This window comes from Chitinophaga polysaccharea (assembly GCF_902150045.1).
Classification (GTDB): Bacteria; Bacteroidota; Bacteroidia; order Chitinophagales; family Chitinophagaceae; genus Chitinophaga; species Chitinophaga polysaccharea_A.
Genome location: NZ_CABFVU010000002.1, coordinates 787,263 through 802,500, shown reverse-complemented (window position 1 = coordinate 802,500; position 15,238 = coordinate 787,263). Strand labels below are relative to the sequence as shown.

The window sequence follows — 15,238 nt, the reverse complement described above, 5'->3', positions numbered from 1 at the left end:
TGTGCGTTAGCCCGCAAAAAAGATAAAGCTTCCGGCCGGAGGCTTTATCTTTTTAATTGCAAATATGTTTTATTTGTATATAAATTAGTCAGATGAAATATGCTTTGCTGTGTGCTTTTGTGTTACTTTCTTTTATTGCCCGGAGCCAGCAACTGGTCAGTTACCGCGATACGGCCAATCATTTCTCCGTAGGAATTCCAGCGGGATGGCAGGTAACCAGAAACAAACAGATCCCTGCGCTGAAACTGATGGCAAGGCGGCTTTCGGCCGACAGCGCCCGCTTTGAACCGGAAAATTTCAATATTAATGTGATTGACGAGCCCCGTTCCAACGTGGATGCCGTTACCAAAAAACTGCTGTATTATATCAGCCGCAACCCTTACTTCAAACTGGTAGATTCCGGCAGTATTGTCCGCAATGGTAAAAGAATGATCTGGCTGGATGAAATGCATGTGGAAGAAAACAGGCCAGATACATTTTTCGCCAGCGTTTTTATTGATTACTCTGATAATAAAACCTACCTGTTAACCGCTACCACGCTTTTGTCATTTTCCGCCGCCTATACGCCCCTATTTCACCAGATTGGTAATTCCTTCCTTACAGGCAAAGCAGCGCGGAAAGAACGTCTTAAAATAACGTTGCCGGCCGGTATAAAATGGATCATGATCACAGATACCGAAGTAGACAACCTTGCTACCCGGCAATTCCTTCCTGCGGACGAAACGCCACAGCAATGGACCCTGCTCCTCAATAATATGACCATGGAAAATGCACGGATCGGTAACATCGATCTTGCAGTAAAAAACTTTTCTGAAGCCGCAGCAAAAAACGCCTCACAGGCTAAAACCACCCTGCTGGGAAAAGAAAATAATCCACAGCGGCGCTGGGCACTGTTTAAGGTGGAAACGCCCGGTGCAGGCAACCCCGAGTCACAGCTGTATTACGTAGTGCAGGGGCCTAAATCCTTTCATGCGGTGTTCATTGCGCAGAAAACAGAAACCCTTCCGGCTGCCTTTATCAGCAAATGGAGCGCTGTTTTTAAAACCAGCAAAGTGGTATATGAATAATTATTACACGTTTACTGTGTATTTATTTACGCAGCCATTTCCCACTTCCCTTGTAAATCAAGCCTTTTTTTAGTGGTGCGATGTTTGGGTCTTTATCCTTAAAACATTACTTATGACCACAATTCCCAAAACGCCAGGGCCGCTCCGCGAAGATGAAATTCAACCGGATGATGTAATTAATCAACAGCAACAGCCGGTGCCTTCAAAAGGCAACCAGGATGAACAATCAAGACGGGGGGAAGACACCTCCGATGATTTACTGGAGGAAGAAGAGGACGATGTACAGGTAGATGAACTATTGGAAGAAAGAGATATTACAGACGAGGATATAAACCAGAACGCACTGGAAGAAGATGATTCACCAAAGAGACCGCTGGAGTGAAAATAACGAACGGATACGGGTACTACGCCCCGTATCCGTTCGTTATTTTAATATTTACTTATAAATTTCAATCTGAATTTTACCGTCTTTCGTAACGGCGCCACGGTACATACCTTCAGTATTGAAAGACATGGTCATGTTCCCTTTTTTATCCAGCGCAATAAGGCCGCCGTCGCCGCCCATATCTCCTACTTTTTTTATCACCGCATTACCTGCCTGCTGCACAGAAAGCCCTTTATATTCCATTAAAGCAGACAGATCATAAGCTACTACGTTCCTGATGTAAAACTCTCCCCAGCCGGTGCAGGAGATGGCCGCTGTTTCATTGTTTGCATAGGTGCCCGCCCCAATGATCGGCGAATCGCCGATGCGGCCGTATTTCTTGTTGGTCATACCTCCGGTAGAAGTAGCCGCCGCCAGGTTGCCCTGTTGATCCAGCGCCACAGCTCCAACGGTACCAAATTTATAATCCCTGTTCTTAATACCGAGCTTCCCGGGATTCGTATAGGCGTTGGATTTAGCCGAAGCCAGCGAATCTTCCCGGATGGCCCGTTGCAGGTCCTGCCAGCGTGTTTCGGTTCTGAAATAAGAAGGATCTACAATTTCCAGCCCTGCTTCCCTGGCAAATTTTTCTGCACCCGGTCCTACCATCATTACGTGTTCCGATTTTTCCATCACGGCCCTTGCCGCGCTCACAGGATTACGCACAGTGGTAACACCCGCCACCGCACCTGCCGCTTTCGTTTTACCATTCATGATGGCTGCATCCAGCTCATTGCGCCCTTCGTGGGTAAATACAGCGCCCTTGCCTGCATTAAACAGGGAATCGTCTTCCAGCACCCTTACGGTGGCCTCTACCGCATCCAGGCTGCTACCGCCTGATTGCAGGATCCTGTACCCTGTTTCCAGCGCTTTCTTCAACGATGATTTATAAGCCGCTTCCTTTTCCGGGGTCATATTCTTTTTAAGGATAGTACCCGCTCCACCATGGATCACCAATACATAGGAAGATGTTTTCTGTTGTGCAATTACGGGTAAAACAAAAAACGCTGCCAGGAAAAATAAAATACCAAACCTGCCTTTCATATCAAACTTTATTAAGAGAATAATCAAATTGCTTTCTTCTTCAACTGCCCTTTTTCCACCCACCACCAATACCAGGCACCGCCGCTGGCCCTGGCCGGGTCAAAGTCTGCTACCTGGAAACTGCCGTTACCGGTATCGCTGGCCTGGATCTCATATACTTTCAGCGCTTCCCCGTTGTGATTCCATTCCAGCGGTTGCCCCGGTTCACAAAGTTCAGGTTTTTTCAAACTATCCGACAAAATGAAATAAGCCTTACTCACTCCAAACACTTTCGCCATACCTGTTTCATCAATACATACCGCCGTTTTCTCATCCGGTGCAATGCCTCTCGGGAAAATGCCATGGTCTTTCACAATACGGCTCATAAAGGTAACATGCCTGCCAGCACGGCCACGTTTTACATAATGCTGGTCGCTGATCACCTGGCTTAGGAAAGGCGCATGCAGAAAGTCATTGTTATACAGCGTTACCAGCGGATCATACGGGTTGGCCAGTACGGAATCCGATACGGCGCTGCCGCCTTCTCCACTGTAGTAAAGCCCGCTTAATATGGCGCAACCTGCGCTGGTGCCGCCCACAGGCGCTTTCTTTTCCTGCAGCAGGTAATTAATGGCTGCATTCACTTTGGTGCCTCTCCATTGGTTCATGTAGCGCGACTGATCCCCTCCGGCAATAAACAACATTTCCGCATTACGGATAATGTTGGCCACCGTGTCATTATTGGCCAGTTCGCGGGTAGTGATATTCAATGTTTCCACGGAGTTCACTTTTCCCAGTGAGTCGATATCATGGTTATAACCGCCGTTGCCGGAAGCCGTGAGCACCACTACGTCTCCACCGCCGCTGCGGTCAATCATCCATTGAAAGGCCCCGTTTACGTTACCCCCGCCGCCAATGAGCGCTACGCCGCCTTTTACCGGCGTGGTTACATCTGCCGTATCGCCGATATAGCCAATGGAGGCCGGGCGACCAGGAACAGTAGGCAGTTGGGGATTGCGCATTGTACATGCAGTGGAACATATAGCCGTTGCTGTTAGTATTGCTGTTAGTATTTTCATCAGTAAGTAAACCCGGGCATCTCAGCCCGAGATTCTGTTAGAACCGTGCGTAACAGTCTCCCGTTACACGGCTCCGGTTATCAAATCGTTGGTTTCGATCCTAAGAGTGCCCAGTGGGCAAAGAGCGTGGGCTGTCGGACGGATATTCCGTGCAACCACCGTATCGCTTTCATTTCACTGGCTCTCAGGTGCTTGTATTTTCGTCTTGCCCGGCGCGCAAGTTTTACATTGACTATGTGCATATAATTCACAAGTGTTGCTTTGTAAAATTTACTGTAGTAATTAATCCAGCCGGTTAATACCGGATTGATCTCTGCCGCTACTTCCTGCAATGTATTCGTCGTTCGTTTCAGCACTTCCCATTTACCCATCTTCTCATTCATCGAGCGCATCGACCCAATGCTTACTGCCGGTAGCCAGTTGGTAAACCAAACTCCACGTTGACTATTTCGTGCCAATCGTGGTTTGAAGGTGTAGCCAGGGAAGTCGAAAGACATTTTCGTTACTCCTTGTTGCCTCCTGTTGCTATCCTTGCAGTAGACCACCTGGGTTTTCTCTGGATGCAGTTCTAACCCACATGTTTTCAGTCGATCACTTAACGATGCTTTCAGGTTTACCGCTTCTACCATACTTCCACAATGAATGATAGCATCGTCTGCGTATCTTTCAAAAGGACAGTGCGGGTAGCACTTTTCCAGCCACTTGTCCATACTATAATGCAGTTATAAATTTGCCAGTACAGGACCAATAACTGAACCCTGGGGAACTCCTTTAGTTCTTTCCTCTATCCTTCCGTCTGATTGCTGCAACGGTGCTTTCAACCATCTTTCAATGTACAGCAGCATCCAGCGAATCTTACAATGTAGTCTGACAGCCTTCATCAACAAGTCGTGCGGAATGTTGTCAAAGTAACCTTTGATATCAACATCTACTACCCAACTCTGATTCCAGCACCGCTCTCTTGCACGCGACAACGCTTGTAGTGCCGACCTTCCAGGCCGGTAACCATAAGAATCATCATGAAAGATCTGCTCTAACCCCGGTTCTAATAAGCCTCTTACTACTGTCTGGGCAATTCGGTCCGATATCGTGGGTATACCCAGAGGTCTTAGTCCACCTCCTTTCTTCGGTATCTCTTTCAGTTTCACCGGTGGGGGCATGTAGCTTCCTGAACTCATTCGGTTCCATAATTTGTACAGATGATCTCTGTATCCTATATGGAACGATTCCAGATTGATTCCGTCTACTCCACCTGCTCCCTTGTTCGATCTTACCTGATAATAGGCTAAACTCACCAATCGGCGACTTATACTAAACGATTTTGTTTTGCTCATTTCAGTACCTCCTGAGCTCCAGCTCAGTTTTCTTCCATGAAAAAAAAACTTGATAACAGCCTCCCTTCGCTCCATTCCCATTACAGGAACTTCTTTACTACTACAAAGGCTTCTGCCCCTGTGCAGGCCATCGATACTTTCTATCTTGCTGTCCTTGCAGCTTGATATTTTCTCTTAACATGCCGGCGACAGGTTCTCCTGTTCCCGGTAAACGCCTGTGTTAAGATCACGCTGTCTATACGCCGGATGCCACAGCAACAGTAATCAGGTAACTTTGCTGCTTGTCCCAATGACGGTACTGGACATTGGTTTTGACATCTTCTTACCCTTTCGACGCCTCTATCGACAGTTCACAGTGTTCGTCTTCTTAACACACACCTGACATATTTAATATGCCTTTTCCTTTCATGCTCACTACCACAACTCTTAATTGCAGCAGCTGAAGGTGGTTTGAGGGCTGCTCCTGAAAACAGCCCCCGATGGGCCTGCCATCATCATTTACCCAGCATTGAATATCTATGATCAAAGAACTAATTTGATAACAGCATTCATTCAGGACACTCAGTACCCCGGGTTTTGTTTCATGTTTTTGTTGGCTTTGGTTTCCGCATCAGGAATGGGGTATACATATCCTTTCTGGCCTGGTTTCAGTAACACTGCGCCCAGTGCGTTAATGGCGTCTTCCGGGTTACGGGTAACAGACAGCCCTCTTCTTCTCAGGTCAAAAAGACGCTGTCCTTCAAAAGCCAGCTCTTTAAAACGTTCTGTATACAAAGCAGTGATCAGTGCATCTTTGCCGGCAAAGGTTTGTGGTGTATAACCTGAAATACGGGCAGCACGCAGCGCATTCAGATCATCGGCGCCAGCGCCTGCCTGGTTCTTCTCTGCCAGCGCTTCCGCCCTGATCAGGTACATTTCACCGGTCCTGAATAACTTGATATCGGCCAGGCCGAGGCTACCAGATGTACCGGCGTATTTATTCACCAGGTATTCAGAGTTGCCTGCGCCGCGGGTATCATCAAACCGTATGTAGGCAGGATAACGTACATCATGGGTTTTATCGAACAGGTTGATCAGCTCAAAAGAAGGAACATATAAAGCTACATTCCGGTTAAAGTAAACGCTGCCGATCAAACCATCGTTGCTGCCGGCAACCTGTTTCAGTTTCCAGATCACTTCACTTTCCTTCATATCTTTCCAGATGCCCGGGAAATCGGCAGCAGATGCCAGCGGAAGGGCATCAATGGCTTCGGTGGCATAAGTTACCGCATCGTCCCATTTTTTTTCATACAGCGCCACTCTTGCCTGGATAGCTGAAATAGCCGGTAGCGTGATCCTTGTGTTATCATCAAAATCAGCAGGCACCAGTGTTTTGGCCAATTGCAGATCCCTTTCTATAGCGGCAGCCACTTCTCCGAAAGTATTACGGGAAGGAAAGCTGTTAACGGCAGTATCCATATAAGGCACACCCATGGCAGTAGGCTCATATGCTTCCGCATAACTCTGCAATAACTGGAAATGGCAATAGGCGCGCAGCGCCAGCGCTTCTCCACGGTATTGGTTCTTCAGGGCTGTTTCCTCATCGCCTTTGGCGGTAACGGCGCCCATAGCGCCCAAAACGCGGTTGGCACGGTCGATGGCCACATAATATTCCCCGAAAGAAGCGGTGATAGTGGTATTACTGGGATCTATCCGCCAGCGGTAAGTAGCTACGCCGCCGCCTGTACCGTTTTCACTGGGCAGGGTGCATTCGTCTGTGATCAGCGATATGCCGTAAATGGTATTGTAAGTGAGCCCGGAATAGGCGCCGAGTAAACCTCCGTTCAGGTCGTTCACCGTACGGAAGGTTCTTCCCGGGTCAATGATACTGTCGGTGGGCGACAGGTCCAGTTGTTTGTTACAGGCGAGCGTACTTACCAGCAACGCGAGTGCCAGGTATCTGAAAGTATATTTGAAAAAACGGATTGTCATGAGCTCAATAATTTAAAAATTAACATTCAGGCCAAAAGTGTAGGTTCTTGCGTTGGGGTAATCAAACCTGCCTTCGCCATTGTTATTTTCCGGGTCAAAACTTTTCCATTTTGTCCAGGTGTACAGGTTCTGCGCCTGCGCAAATACCTGGATGCCCTGCACAAATCTGATATGGGTCATTATTTCTTTCGGGAAATTATAACCGATGTTCACATTCCTCAAACGCAGGTAAGAGGCGTCCTGGATATCTTTGGAAGAGAATCCCCTGCTGGCGTCAAACTTAGGCAGGATGGCGTTATCGCCGGTTTTTTTCCAGCGGTCGTACAGCATGCGCACTGATTGGTTACTGCTGGCAAAGCTGGGGTTTTCGTTATAGTAATCTTCGTTGAGATAGCGCATGGTTTTATCCGCAAACGTAAACAGCGCATTCAGGTAAACACCTTTCCAGGTAAGGCCGGTATTAAATCCGCCGGTAAAAGGAGGAATATAGGTGCCAAATTCAGCTACGCTTAAAGCTGTTTCATTGTAATCGCTGGTTTTCTTACCGGATCTATCGTAGTACAAAGGATCGCCTGTTTGCGGATCCACGCCGGCCCATTTAGGCGCATAATGGGAGCCGTAAGGAAGGCCTACCCTCACGATCTGCGTGGTGCCCTGCGTAAATTCGCCGGAAGCGCCCAGGTCGGTGATCACATTTTTGTTATACGCAAAGTTCACCCCTACCGACCAGGTGAAATCTTTTCCCTTCACAATATCTCCCTGCAGATCCACTTCTATACCCCTGTTGCGCATAGCGCCGGAGTTGAGGAACATGGTGGAAAACCCGGAAGTAATAGATAAAGGTTGTTCTATGAAGAGGTTATTCGTTATTTTATTATATACATCCGTTACCAGGCGGATGCGGTTATTCATTACGCCCAGGTCGAAGCCCATGTTAAATTCCTTCGCATATTCCCAATCGTAGTTGGGGTTGCCCGGCTGGTTAGGCACAATGGCCGGGATACCGCCATACTGGTCGGTTCCGTAAGTACGGAAGTAAGCAAAAGGCCCCAGGTTGGAAAATGGATTGGCAGAAGTACCATAGCTGGCCCGGAAGCGCAGGTTATCCACAAAGCTCACATCTTTCAAAAAATTTTCTCTTTTTACTTCCCATCCAATACCAAAGGAATAGAAGCCATGCCAGCGGTTATCTGGTGGTACGGTAGAAGCGCCGTCGTACCTGTAACTGGCATTCAGCGTATACTTTTCATTAAAGGTATACCGGCCTACGCCAATGTATGAGGCCAGTGCGCTTTTAGTGCGGCCGCCACCCAGCAATGGGCTGTACGGCGAGCCGGGTGTAATGGCCGCAGGCGTGGCGGGCAACCTGTCGTCCAGGTCATAACCGGTATAATTAAATGCACGGTAGTTATTTTTGGTAAACTCAAAATAACCTGATACTTCAAAATCGTGTTTACCTGTTACTTTTGAATACGTTAACCCGGAAGTGCTTACCAATGTAACATTCCTTGTTACGCCTTCTCCAAAACTACCCCTTCCGCCATTATCCACTTTATAACCGGAATAGGAATCCGGGTTCACATAGCGCTCTGTGGTAGTTTCCCTGAAGTCGATGCCCAGCCTGGTTTTCGCTACCAGTCCTTTTGCCAGTATATAATTCAGTGAAGTACCGATAATGCTTTTCAGCTGGTTGTCTTTACTGCTGGTATTCAACAATGCTTCCAGGGCATTGCTGCCTTCGCGGAGGTCATACACAGGGTACACATCATCATTATAGTTGGTTACCAGTGTACCATCCGCCGCATATGGATATTCATAAGGCAGGGCGTAGTATACGGCTGCCAGCGGGTTGCTGCCGCTGCTGGATGCTTCCCTTTCTATAAAGGAAGATTCAGAATAGGCAAGGCCCACGTTGATATTGGCGGTTAATTTACCGGCATTAAAATCGAGGTTATTCTTAAAGCTGTAACGTTTCAGTTCAGAGCGCCTGGCAATACCCTGCTGGTCGTAGTAATTTACGGAACTGTAAAACCTCACATTGTCGTTACCGCCGCTCACGCTCAGTTGTTGTTCCTGGAATTTGCCTGTTTGCAGGAAAATTTTCCGCCAGTCGGTATTCGTATTCCTTAAGCTATCGAGTATATGATCTGCTTCCCGTTGTTCGGCCGGGGTTTTATTCGCGTAGTCAGGGTTTTTACTGGAGAACTCCCAGCCGGGCCCCAGGTTGGCGCCGGTTTCCAGGCCTATTTCCTCTTCAAACTGCAGATGCTCTTTGGAATTCATCATCTGGAATTTGGGAGTGGTCATATTGGAAAAACCATATTGCGATTTATAGGATACTGCTATTTTCCCGGATTGTCCTTTTTTGGTAGTGATCACGATCACCCCGTTGGAGCCACGGGATCCGTACAATGCTTTTGCGGAAGCGTCTTTCAATACCGTAACGGAAGCAATATCTGAAGGATTGATGCCCTGGAACTGGCCGGCTTCAATGGGAATACCATCCATTACATATAAAACGGAGGAGCTGCCATTGATAGTACCTACACCACGAACGGTAATAGTGGCGCTGGTGCCGGGCTGACCGGAACCGGCAGATACTACCATTCCCGGCACACGGCCCTGTAGTATCTGGTCGAACGTGGCCATGGGCACCTGTGTGATCTTATCGGCACCTACAACGCCGGCAGCGGCGGTGGATTTATCCCTCGCATAATTCGTATACCCGGTAACCGTTACCGCATTCAGTGTTTTCACATCCTCTGTTAATACTACATTGATCTCGCGCCTGTTGCCGATGGTTACCTGCTGGCTAACATAGCCCACCAGTGAAAACTGTAGCGTGGTAGCGTTATCCGGGGCAACGAGTGTGTAAGCGCCGTCTGAATTGGTAAGCGTACCGGCGGTGGTACCGGTAGCACGGACGGTTACACCCGGTAAGGGCAGGTTATCCAGGCCCCTTACTGTTCCATTGATAGTTATATTCACGGCAGCAGCTGTACTTTCTGTGCCGGCATATACTACCACCAGCCCGTCTTCTTTCAGGGTGTATGCCAGGTTGGTACCTGCAAATGCCTGTGAAAGCACTGCATCCAGCGTGGCTTCTTTTGCCGCAACGGTCACCTTCCTGTTCTCAGGCAGTGTTTTATCGTGGAATACAAAACGGTAAGCCGTTTGATGCTCCAGTGTTTTCAGCAATTGTTTGATACTTGTTTCTTTTACCTGCAGGGTGATCGTTTCCTGCGCGAAACAAATAGCCTGCACCTGAAGGCAGGTCAAAAAAAGAAGAACAGTCAATTTCATAGTAAGCAGCAATTTGCCGGCGGGAACAGGTTTCCCTTTCCATTCCAGGAATACAAGTTTTAACATACCTTTGATGTTGGTTTAGTTAATGATCATGTCAGGACATTTTCTGGACTAATTCCGGGGGAAGTGTGCCAGCACTTCCCCTTTCTTATTTGGTTGATATATAAATTGTTTATTTACTGATAATGATTTCCTCGTTCACCATTTTAAAGTTGAACGGATAAGATAACTGCAGTGCATCCAGTGCTTTCAGGATCGTTTCACTTTCAAAAGTGCCGGAATACCGGTATTGCTTCACGGCTTCATCTGCAAAGGTGACTTTAATGCCATACCATTTCTCCAGCTTGCCTGCTATAACTTCCAGCGGCTCATTTTCAATTTCCAGGCGGTTCCTTACCCAGGCTATTTCCCTGGCTTTATGGTTCACCGGGTCCGCATCGAGCGGCACTACTTTAAACGGGGAAGCTGGTGCGGGCAATGTAACTGCATTGGTTGTCAGTTTCTGATTTGGTTGTAATACGATCTTTTCTTCCGGTTTGCCGGCCAGTGTAACTTCCACCTTGCCTTTAAACAAAGCGGTTTCCGCCTCATGGCTGCCGGCATAGGCGCTTACATTAAAAACGGTGCCCAGTACCTTAATATCAAAAGCAGCGGTATGCACTATAAAAGGGTACTGCGCATGTTGTGTTACATCAAAAAAAGCCTCGCCCGTAAGGGTAAGCTTCCTGTTGGCTTCATTAAACCCGGCGGCCAGTTCCACAGAACTGTTCTTCCGCAGAATAATGGAGGAGCCATCAGGCAGCACTACTGTTTTACGGGGATCGTTGCCGGCATTGATCACAATGCTTGTTTTGGGAGATGTGATATCTGCCGGGGTCTTATACCGGTTGAACAGGTAAATAGCACCGGCCAGCATTACCATACCTGCCAATACAGCGGCATATTTAAATAACGAACTGGTTCTCCTGGCGGAAGGAGAGGCATTTCGTTCAGGTGTTTCTTCCAGGGCCATATGGAGCAAATCATACCGGGCAATGCCATCTTTGAGATGTTTGAGTTGTTCCAGGCGGCTGCCCTGACGGGCAGACAATACCCCGATCATATACCGGGCTTCCTGTACAGCAGCCTCCTTTTCAGGATGACGGGCTATCCAGCTCTCCCAAAATAATACATCGGTGTCATTCTCTTCCAGGCAATAGCGCTGGAAAGATTCATCACATGCAAAATCGGCGGCTTCGAAATCCAGGAAATTCATGTAGGTAATGCCTTTGATTATACAGACGGCAAAACCAGCCGGTTTTCCTAAGGTTTTCTTAAATTTTTTTTAGGAAGATGGAAAACGCCTGTTGCTGAAGTGTTTTCCTTCATGATTTAATGATATCATAGTTTGCTAAAGGAGATGGGGGAACACTTGTTACTTCAGCATTTTCCTTAGTGATTTAATGGCATCATAGATGGTATTGTAGGCCGTTTTCACCGTTTGGGAAGTTTGTGCAGCGATCTGTTCATACGACATTCCCTCAAAAAATTTCAGCCGTATCAGCTCTATCTGCCGGGGAGTAAGCGCCTTCAGCGCCACCTGCAGCCGCTGTTTTAATTCTTCATCCTGTTGTACCCGGATGATAATTTCCTCATAAGATAATTCGCTTTCCGCTTCTTTATCGGTCATGCGATGAATAGCAGCATGGATCTTCGACTGGTAGGCCAGTTGATCCAGTAACTGTCTTTTCAATGCGGTAAATAAATAGGCAGGTACATTGGTCACTTCGGGCAGTCCCTGGTGCCGGGACCACAGCTGCAGGAACAATTGTGTAATACAATCTTTTACCAGTTCATCGCTGCCACATACTTTTAATCCAAACCTCAGCAGGTGTGAATAGGTATTATTATACAGTGCAAACAACGCCTGTTTATCGCCGTTTCTCAGGCGCTCCCATTGAATATTATTGTCTTCTTCATAAGACATAAAAATACAGGTCGTTATAATGTTGATGGTGCAATTTCCTTCATCAGTTGGCGGATGGCTGCTTCCAGCTGCTGGTCCTTTCCCCTGGTGATATCCCCCGGCAGATTATTCACCCGTATATCCGGTTCTGTCTGATGATTTTCCAGGTAATACCCTTCCCTGCTTTTCACCCCCAGTGAAGGTACGCTCCAATGGAGATTACCGTCGGGCAGTGTTTCTCCTGTCATAAAGGTACAGCTTCCCGGCACCGGCATTCCTACCAGCTTGCCTATGTGAAGATACTGGTAATCGAACGCGAAACAGCTGCCATCGCTGTAGTTGGCTTCATTGGCAATCACTGCTGAGGACTTTGTCCACCGGAAGCCCGGCTCAATGCTTTCCACCTGGGAGTCCGTAGTATTTTTTCTTACCTCCGTGCCGGTCAGCATCATGTTCAGGTCTGAGGCCAGATCGCCTCCCCGGTTAAAACGGGTATCTACTATAATACCTTTACAACCTGCATACCGGCCCATTATTTCGCTATAGGCATTGCGATAGGCAGCGTCATTCATCCGGTATAAATGCACGTATCCCAGTTGCCCGTTACTGCTGCGCGTTACTTCTTCGCTGTTGCGTTTTACCCATCTTTTATACAGCAGCTCGCTTTCCGCATCCCGTGAAACCGGCGTTACGGCTATATCCCGCAGCTGATGGCCATCATTGATAGTAAGCCGCGTATTCTTGCCTGCCTTTTGGTTGAGATATTGGGAAAGATCTTTGTCTGCCGTAATCTCCTCCCCTTCTATAGCCATGATAAGCATTCCCGGTTGCAGGCCAAATGCTTCCTGGTCCAGCGGTCCGGTGGGGAGTATGCTGGTTATTTTCACACCGGCATCACTGTAAGATACATCGTAACAAATACCCAGTGAAGCCGTTTCTTCTTTCTCATCAGCAATATTGCTGCCTGTTGCGCCGCTATGGCTCACGTTCAGCTCTCCCAGCATTTCGCTTATCATTTCCGCCAGTTCAAAGTTATTGGCAATATGTGGCAGGAACTGTTCATAATTCCGGCCATATGCTTCCCAATCGGCCCCATGATAACCGGCGGTATAAAATGCTTCTTTTGTTCTTCTCCATATATGTGAAAACATCGCCTGCCGTTCCGCGGCCAGGTCTGCTTTCATGCTGCCATTAATGGTAATGCTATGTTGCGTCTGACCCGTGGTATCCAGTTGCAGGAGGCGGGCATCTGCCACCAGGAAAAGCTGCTGTTGTGCAGTATCCCATTGCAGGGAGGCATCTTCCGCCTTTACCGACAAAGGCATGGCGGATGTTTTGGCTGGTATATCCGTTATCCACAACTGGTAAGTAACGCCGGATTTTACGAGATAATATAATTTATTGCCGTTTTTACTGAGCAATACATCTCCCAGCATTGCTGAGGAAGGCGTGAGTTTTGTGATCCGTTCGGCTTCTTTAAAATCAGTGCCGGTGAACGGTAACGCATATACGTCCTGTTGCCGGCCGCTACCGGAAGAAAAACCCCGCAGTCCGTTCCGGTCGCTTTTCCAGATCATCATTTTCCCGTTCATTGCCCATTGTGCACCTTCATCGTTAAAACCGCTTTGCGTAATATTTTGCAGGCTGCCCTGGCCATCGGCTGGTACCAGGCCTATTTCCTGGTTACCCGCGCCTGGCTGATTATATTGCACCAGCAAATATTTGCCATCAGGGCTCCAGCGGAAGTACTGGTCGTGGTCTTTACGGCTGAACAACGATGCTATGCGACGGCTCTTGCCGGAAGCGATGTTATATACCTTTAACGTAACCCTGTTCTCGATATAAGCCACTTCTTTTCCATCCGGGGAATACAAGGGCTGGTAATTTTCCTGTCCGTTGACCAGCAACACCGTTTCTTTTCCATGTTGCAGATCCGCTGTGCAAAGCTGCCAGCCATGGCTGGTTTCACTGGCGTACAGTACTTTTGTGCCATCCGGTGAAAAGCTCAGGTCTGCCTCTTCTCCGGGTGTATGCGTCAGTTGCCTGATGGCGCCATGAGCCATGCCGGCGGCAAATACATCTCCCCTGAAAATAAAACCAAATTCCTTACCGGAGGGCGACACTACACCGTATTTAATATGATCCGCTACCGGCACCACCTTTATATTTTCTGTGGCCTGGTTGTTAATTTGAATGTGTACTTTTTCGGGTGCGGCGCCCGGCGTTTGCAAATAAATATCACCGTTGAAACCGAAGCACAGCAAGCCATTGCCGGCTGCGCTCAAAAACCTCACAGGGTAATCCTTAAATATGGTCAGTTGTTCAGGCTTCGCAGGACGATCCAGCCACAAACGGTATACATTAAAACTGCCGCCCGCTTCACTCAGATAACAGATAGCCTTTCCATTATCTGTAAACACGGGGGATCTGTCTTCCCCGGGGAAATCCGTTAGCTGCCTATATACGCCGCTTTGCCGGTTATACAGCCATATATCTCTTGCCGCAGCGGATACCTGGTGCTTACGCCACTGGTTCTCCCGGTTTTTCTTATCATGATAAACAATGTATTGCGGGCTGATCTTTGCATCTTCTGCAGGTACAGGCAGCAGTTGTAATACCCGGCTACCGTTCACGGGCACACGATAAAGCTCAGGCTGTGCCTCTGAGGGGAACTGGCGGTTATCCGTTGCATCCATTCTTGCTCCTCCGAAAATAACCTGTTGATCATCTTCATTAAAATCATACGGATACTCATCAGCAGAATGAAAGGTGAGTTGTTTCTCATTCCCGCCGCTGGCATCTACCAGGAAAATATCTGCGTTACCATAGCGATCCGACGCAAAAGCAATACTGCGGCCATTATGGCTCCATACAGGCATCCACTCTTCTCCATTGCTACTGGTTAACCGCACAGCAGTACCACCGGTAGCAGCTACCTTATATAAATCGCCTTTATAAGTAAATGCAATTGTTTTTCCGTCAGGAGAAAGAGAAGGATAACGCAACCAGCGGGGAGAATTCTGGGCAAATAAATATTTCCCAAAACACAAGATAAGCAAAGAAGTTATCAGTCTTTTCATTCGTGATGC

11 protein-coding genes and 1 pseudogene are annotated in these 15,238 nt (G+C 47.9%); 3 read left to right on the top strand and 9 right to left on the bottom strand.

Annotation, left to right across the window (positions count from 1 at the left end):
• Positions 1–92 precede the first annotated feature (92 nt).
• Both FN124_RS17975 and FN124_RS17970 read left to right on the top strand, forming a co-directional pair.
• Entirely contained in the window at positions 93–1,067 is a 975-nt protein-coding gene (locus FN124_RS17975) for a hypothetical protein (protein ID WP_142686137.1), read from the top strand.
• A 112-nt stretch (positions 1,068–1,179) separates the two neighbouring features.
• Complete coding sequence (locus FN124_RS17970) at positions 1,180–1,449, top strand: hypothetical protein (protein WP_142686136.1); 270 nt, start codon at positions 1,180–1,182, stop codon at positions 1,447–1,449.
• A gap of 54 nt (positions 1,450–1,503) precedes the next feature.
• On the opposite strand, the gene FN124_RS17965 is transcribed toward FN124_RS17970, so the two are convergent.
• From FN124_RS17965 to FN124_RS31475, 4 genes and pseudogenes are all read right to left on the bottom strand, one after another.
• Positions 1,504–2,535: an isoaspartyl peptidase/L-asparaginase family protein gene (locus FN124_RS17965; protein WP_142686135.1), complete on the bottom strand. Its 1,032-nt coding sequence runs from the start codon at positions 2,533–2,535 to the stop codon at positions 1,504–1,506.
• A 23-nt stretch (positions 2,536–2,558) separates the two neighbouring features.
• Positions 2,559–3,593 (bottom strand): cyanophycinase, encoded by a 1,035-nt coding sequence (locus tag FN124_RS17960; protein WP_142686134.1) that lies wholly within the window; start codon positions 3,591–3,593, stop codon positions 2,559–2,561.
• A gap of 80 nt (positions 3,594–3,673) precedes the next feature.
• The gene (locus tag FN124_RS31480) at positions 3,674–3,976 is read right to left on the bottom strand and encodes a group II intron maturase-specific domain-containing protein (protein ID WP_260607433.1); all 303 of its coding nucleotides are present in this window, start codon (positions 3,974–3,976) and stop codon (positions 3,674–3,676) included.
• Positions 3,977–4,072: 96 nt separating this feature from the next.
• A pseudogene (locus FN124_RS31475) lies at positions 4,073–4,753 on the bottom strand (reverse transcriptase domain-containing protein); the annotation flags it as partial.
• A 210-nt stretch (positions 4,754–4,963) separates the two neighbouring features.
• Here FN124_RS31475 and FN124_RS31470 point away from each other — a divergent pair.
• Positions 4,964–5,092 carry a hypothetical protein gene (locus FN124_RS31470; protein ID WP_260607288.1) on the top strand — a complete coding sequence of 43 codons (129 nt, stop codon included), beginning with the start codon at positions 4,964–4,966 and terminating at the stop codon, positions 5,090–5,092.
• A gap of 396 nt (positions 5,093–5,488) precedes the next feature.
• On the opposite strand, the gene FN124_RS17950 is transcribed toward FN124_RS31470, so the two are convergent.
• The 5 genes from FN124_RS17950 to FN124_RS17930 all read right to left on the bottom strand — a co-directional run bounded on the left by FN124_RS17950 (position 5,489) and on the right by FN124_RS17930 (position 15,229).
• Complete coding sequence (locus FN124_RS17950; RefSeq protein ID WP_142686133.1) at positions 5,489–6,898, bottom strand: RagB/SusD family nutrient uptake outer membrane protein; 1,410 nt, start codon at positions 6,896–6,898, stop codon at positions 5,489–5,491.
• A 12-nt stretch (positions 6,899–6,910) separates the two neighbouring features.
• Positions 6,911–10,267: a SusC/RagA family TonB-linked outer membrane protein gene (locus FN124_RS17945; RefSeq protein WP_221887827.1), complete on the bottom strand. Its 3,357-nt coding sequence runs from the start codon at positions 10,265–10,267 to the stop codon at positions 6,911–6,913.
• 109 nt (positions 10,268–10,376) lie between these two features.
• The gene (locus FN124_RS17940; RefSeq protein WP_142686132.1) at positions 10,377–11,459 is read right to left on the bottom strand and encodes a FecR family protein; all 1,083 of its coding nucleotides are present in this window, start codon (positions 11,457–11,459) and stop codon (positions 10,377–10,379) included.
• 159 nt (positions 11,460–11,618) lie between these two features.
• Positions 11,619–12,170, bottom strand: a complete 552-nt coding sequence (locus FN124_RS17935) for an RNA polymerase sigma factor (protein WP_142686131.1) — start codon at positions 12,168–12,170, stop codon at positions 11,619–11,621.
• A 14-nt stretch (positions 12,171–12,184) separates the two neighbouring features.
• Positions 12,185–15,229 carry a S41 family peptidase gene (locus FN124_RS17930; RefSeq protein ID WP_142686130.1) on the bottom strand — a complete coding sequence of 1,015 codons (3,045 nt, stop codon included), beginning with the start codon at positions 15,227–15,229 and terminating at the stop codon, positions 12,185–12,187.
• Positions 15,230–15,238: the final 9 nt, after the last annotated feature.

Excerpts from the sequence above, each read along its gene's own strand:
- FN124_RS17975 (WP_142686137.1), top strand. The coding sequence starts at position 93 with ATGAAATATGCTTTGCTGTGTGCTTTTGTGTTACTTTCTTTTATTGCC.
- FN124_RS17970 (WP_142686136.1), top strand. The coding sequence starts at position 1,180 with ATGACCACAATTCCCAAAACGCCAGGGCCGCTCCGCGAAGATGAAATT.
- FN124_RS17965 (WP_142686135.1), bottom strand. The coding sequence starts at position 2,535 with ATGAAAGGCAGGTTTGGTATTTTATTTTTCCTGGCAGCGTTTTTTGTT.
- FN124_RS17960 (WP_142686134.1), bottom strand. The coding sequence starts at position 3,593 with ATGAAAATACTAACAGCAATACTAACAGCAACGGCTATATGTTCCACT.
- FN124_RS31480 (WP_260607433.1), bottom strand. The coding sequence starts at position 3,976 with ATGAATGAGAAGATGGGTAAATGGGAAGTGCTGAAACGAACGACGAAT.
- FN124_RS31470 (WP_260607288.1), top strand. The coding sequence starts at position 4,964 with ATGAAAAAAAAACTTGATAACAGCCTCCCTTCGCTCCATTCCCATTAC.
- FN124_RS17950 (WP_142686133.1), bottom strand. The coding sequence starts at position 6,898 with ATGACAATCCGTTTTTTCAAATATACTTTCAGATACCTGGCACTCGCG.
- FN124_RS17945 (WP_221887827.1), bottom strand. The coding sequence starts at position 10,267 with ATGTTAAAACTTGTATTCCTGGAATGGAAAGGGAAACCTGTTCCCGCC.
- FN124_RS17940 (WP_142686132.1), bottom strand. The coding sequence starts at position 11,459 with ATGAATTTCCTGGATTTCGAAGCCGCCGATTTTGCATGTGATGAATCT.
- FN124_RS17935 (WP_142686131.1), bottom strand. The coding sequence starts at position 12,170 with ATGTCTTATGAAGAAGACAATAATATTCAATGGGAGCGCCTGAGAAAC.
- FN124_RS17930 (WP_142686130.1), bottom strand. The coding sequence starts at position 15,229 with ATGAAAAGACTGATAACTTCTTTGCTTATCTTGTGTTTTGGGAAATAT.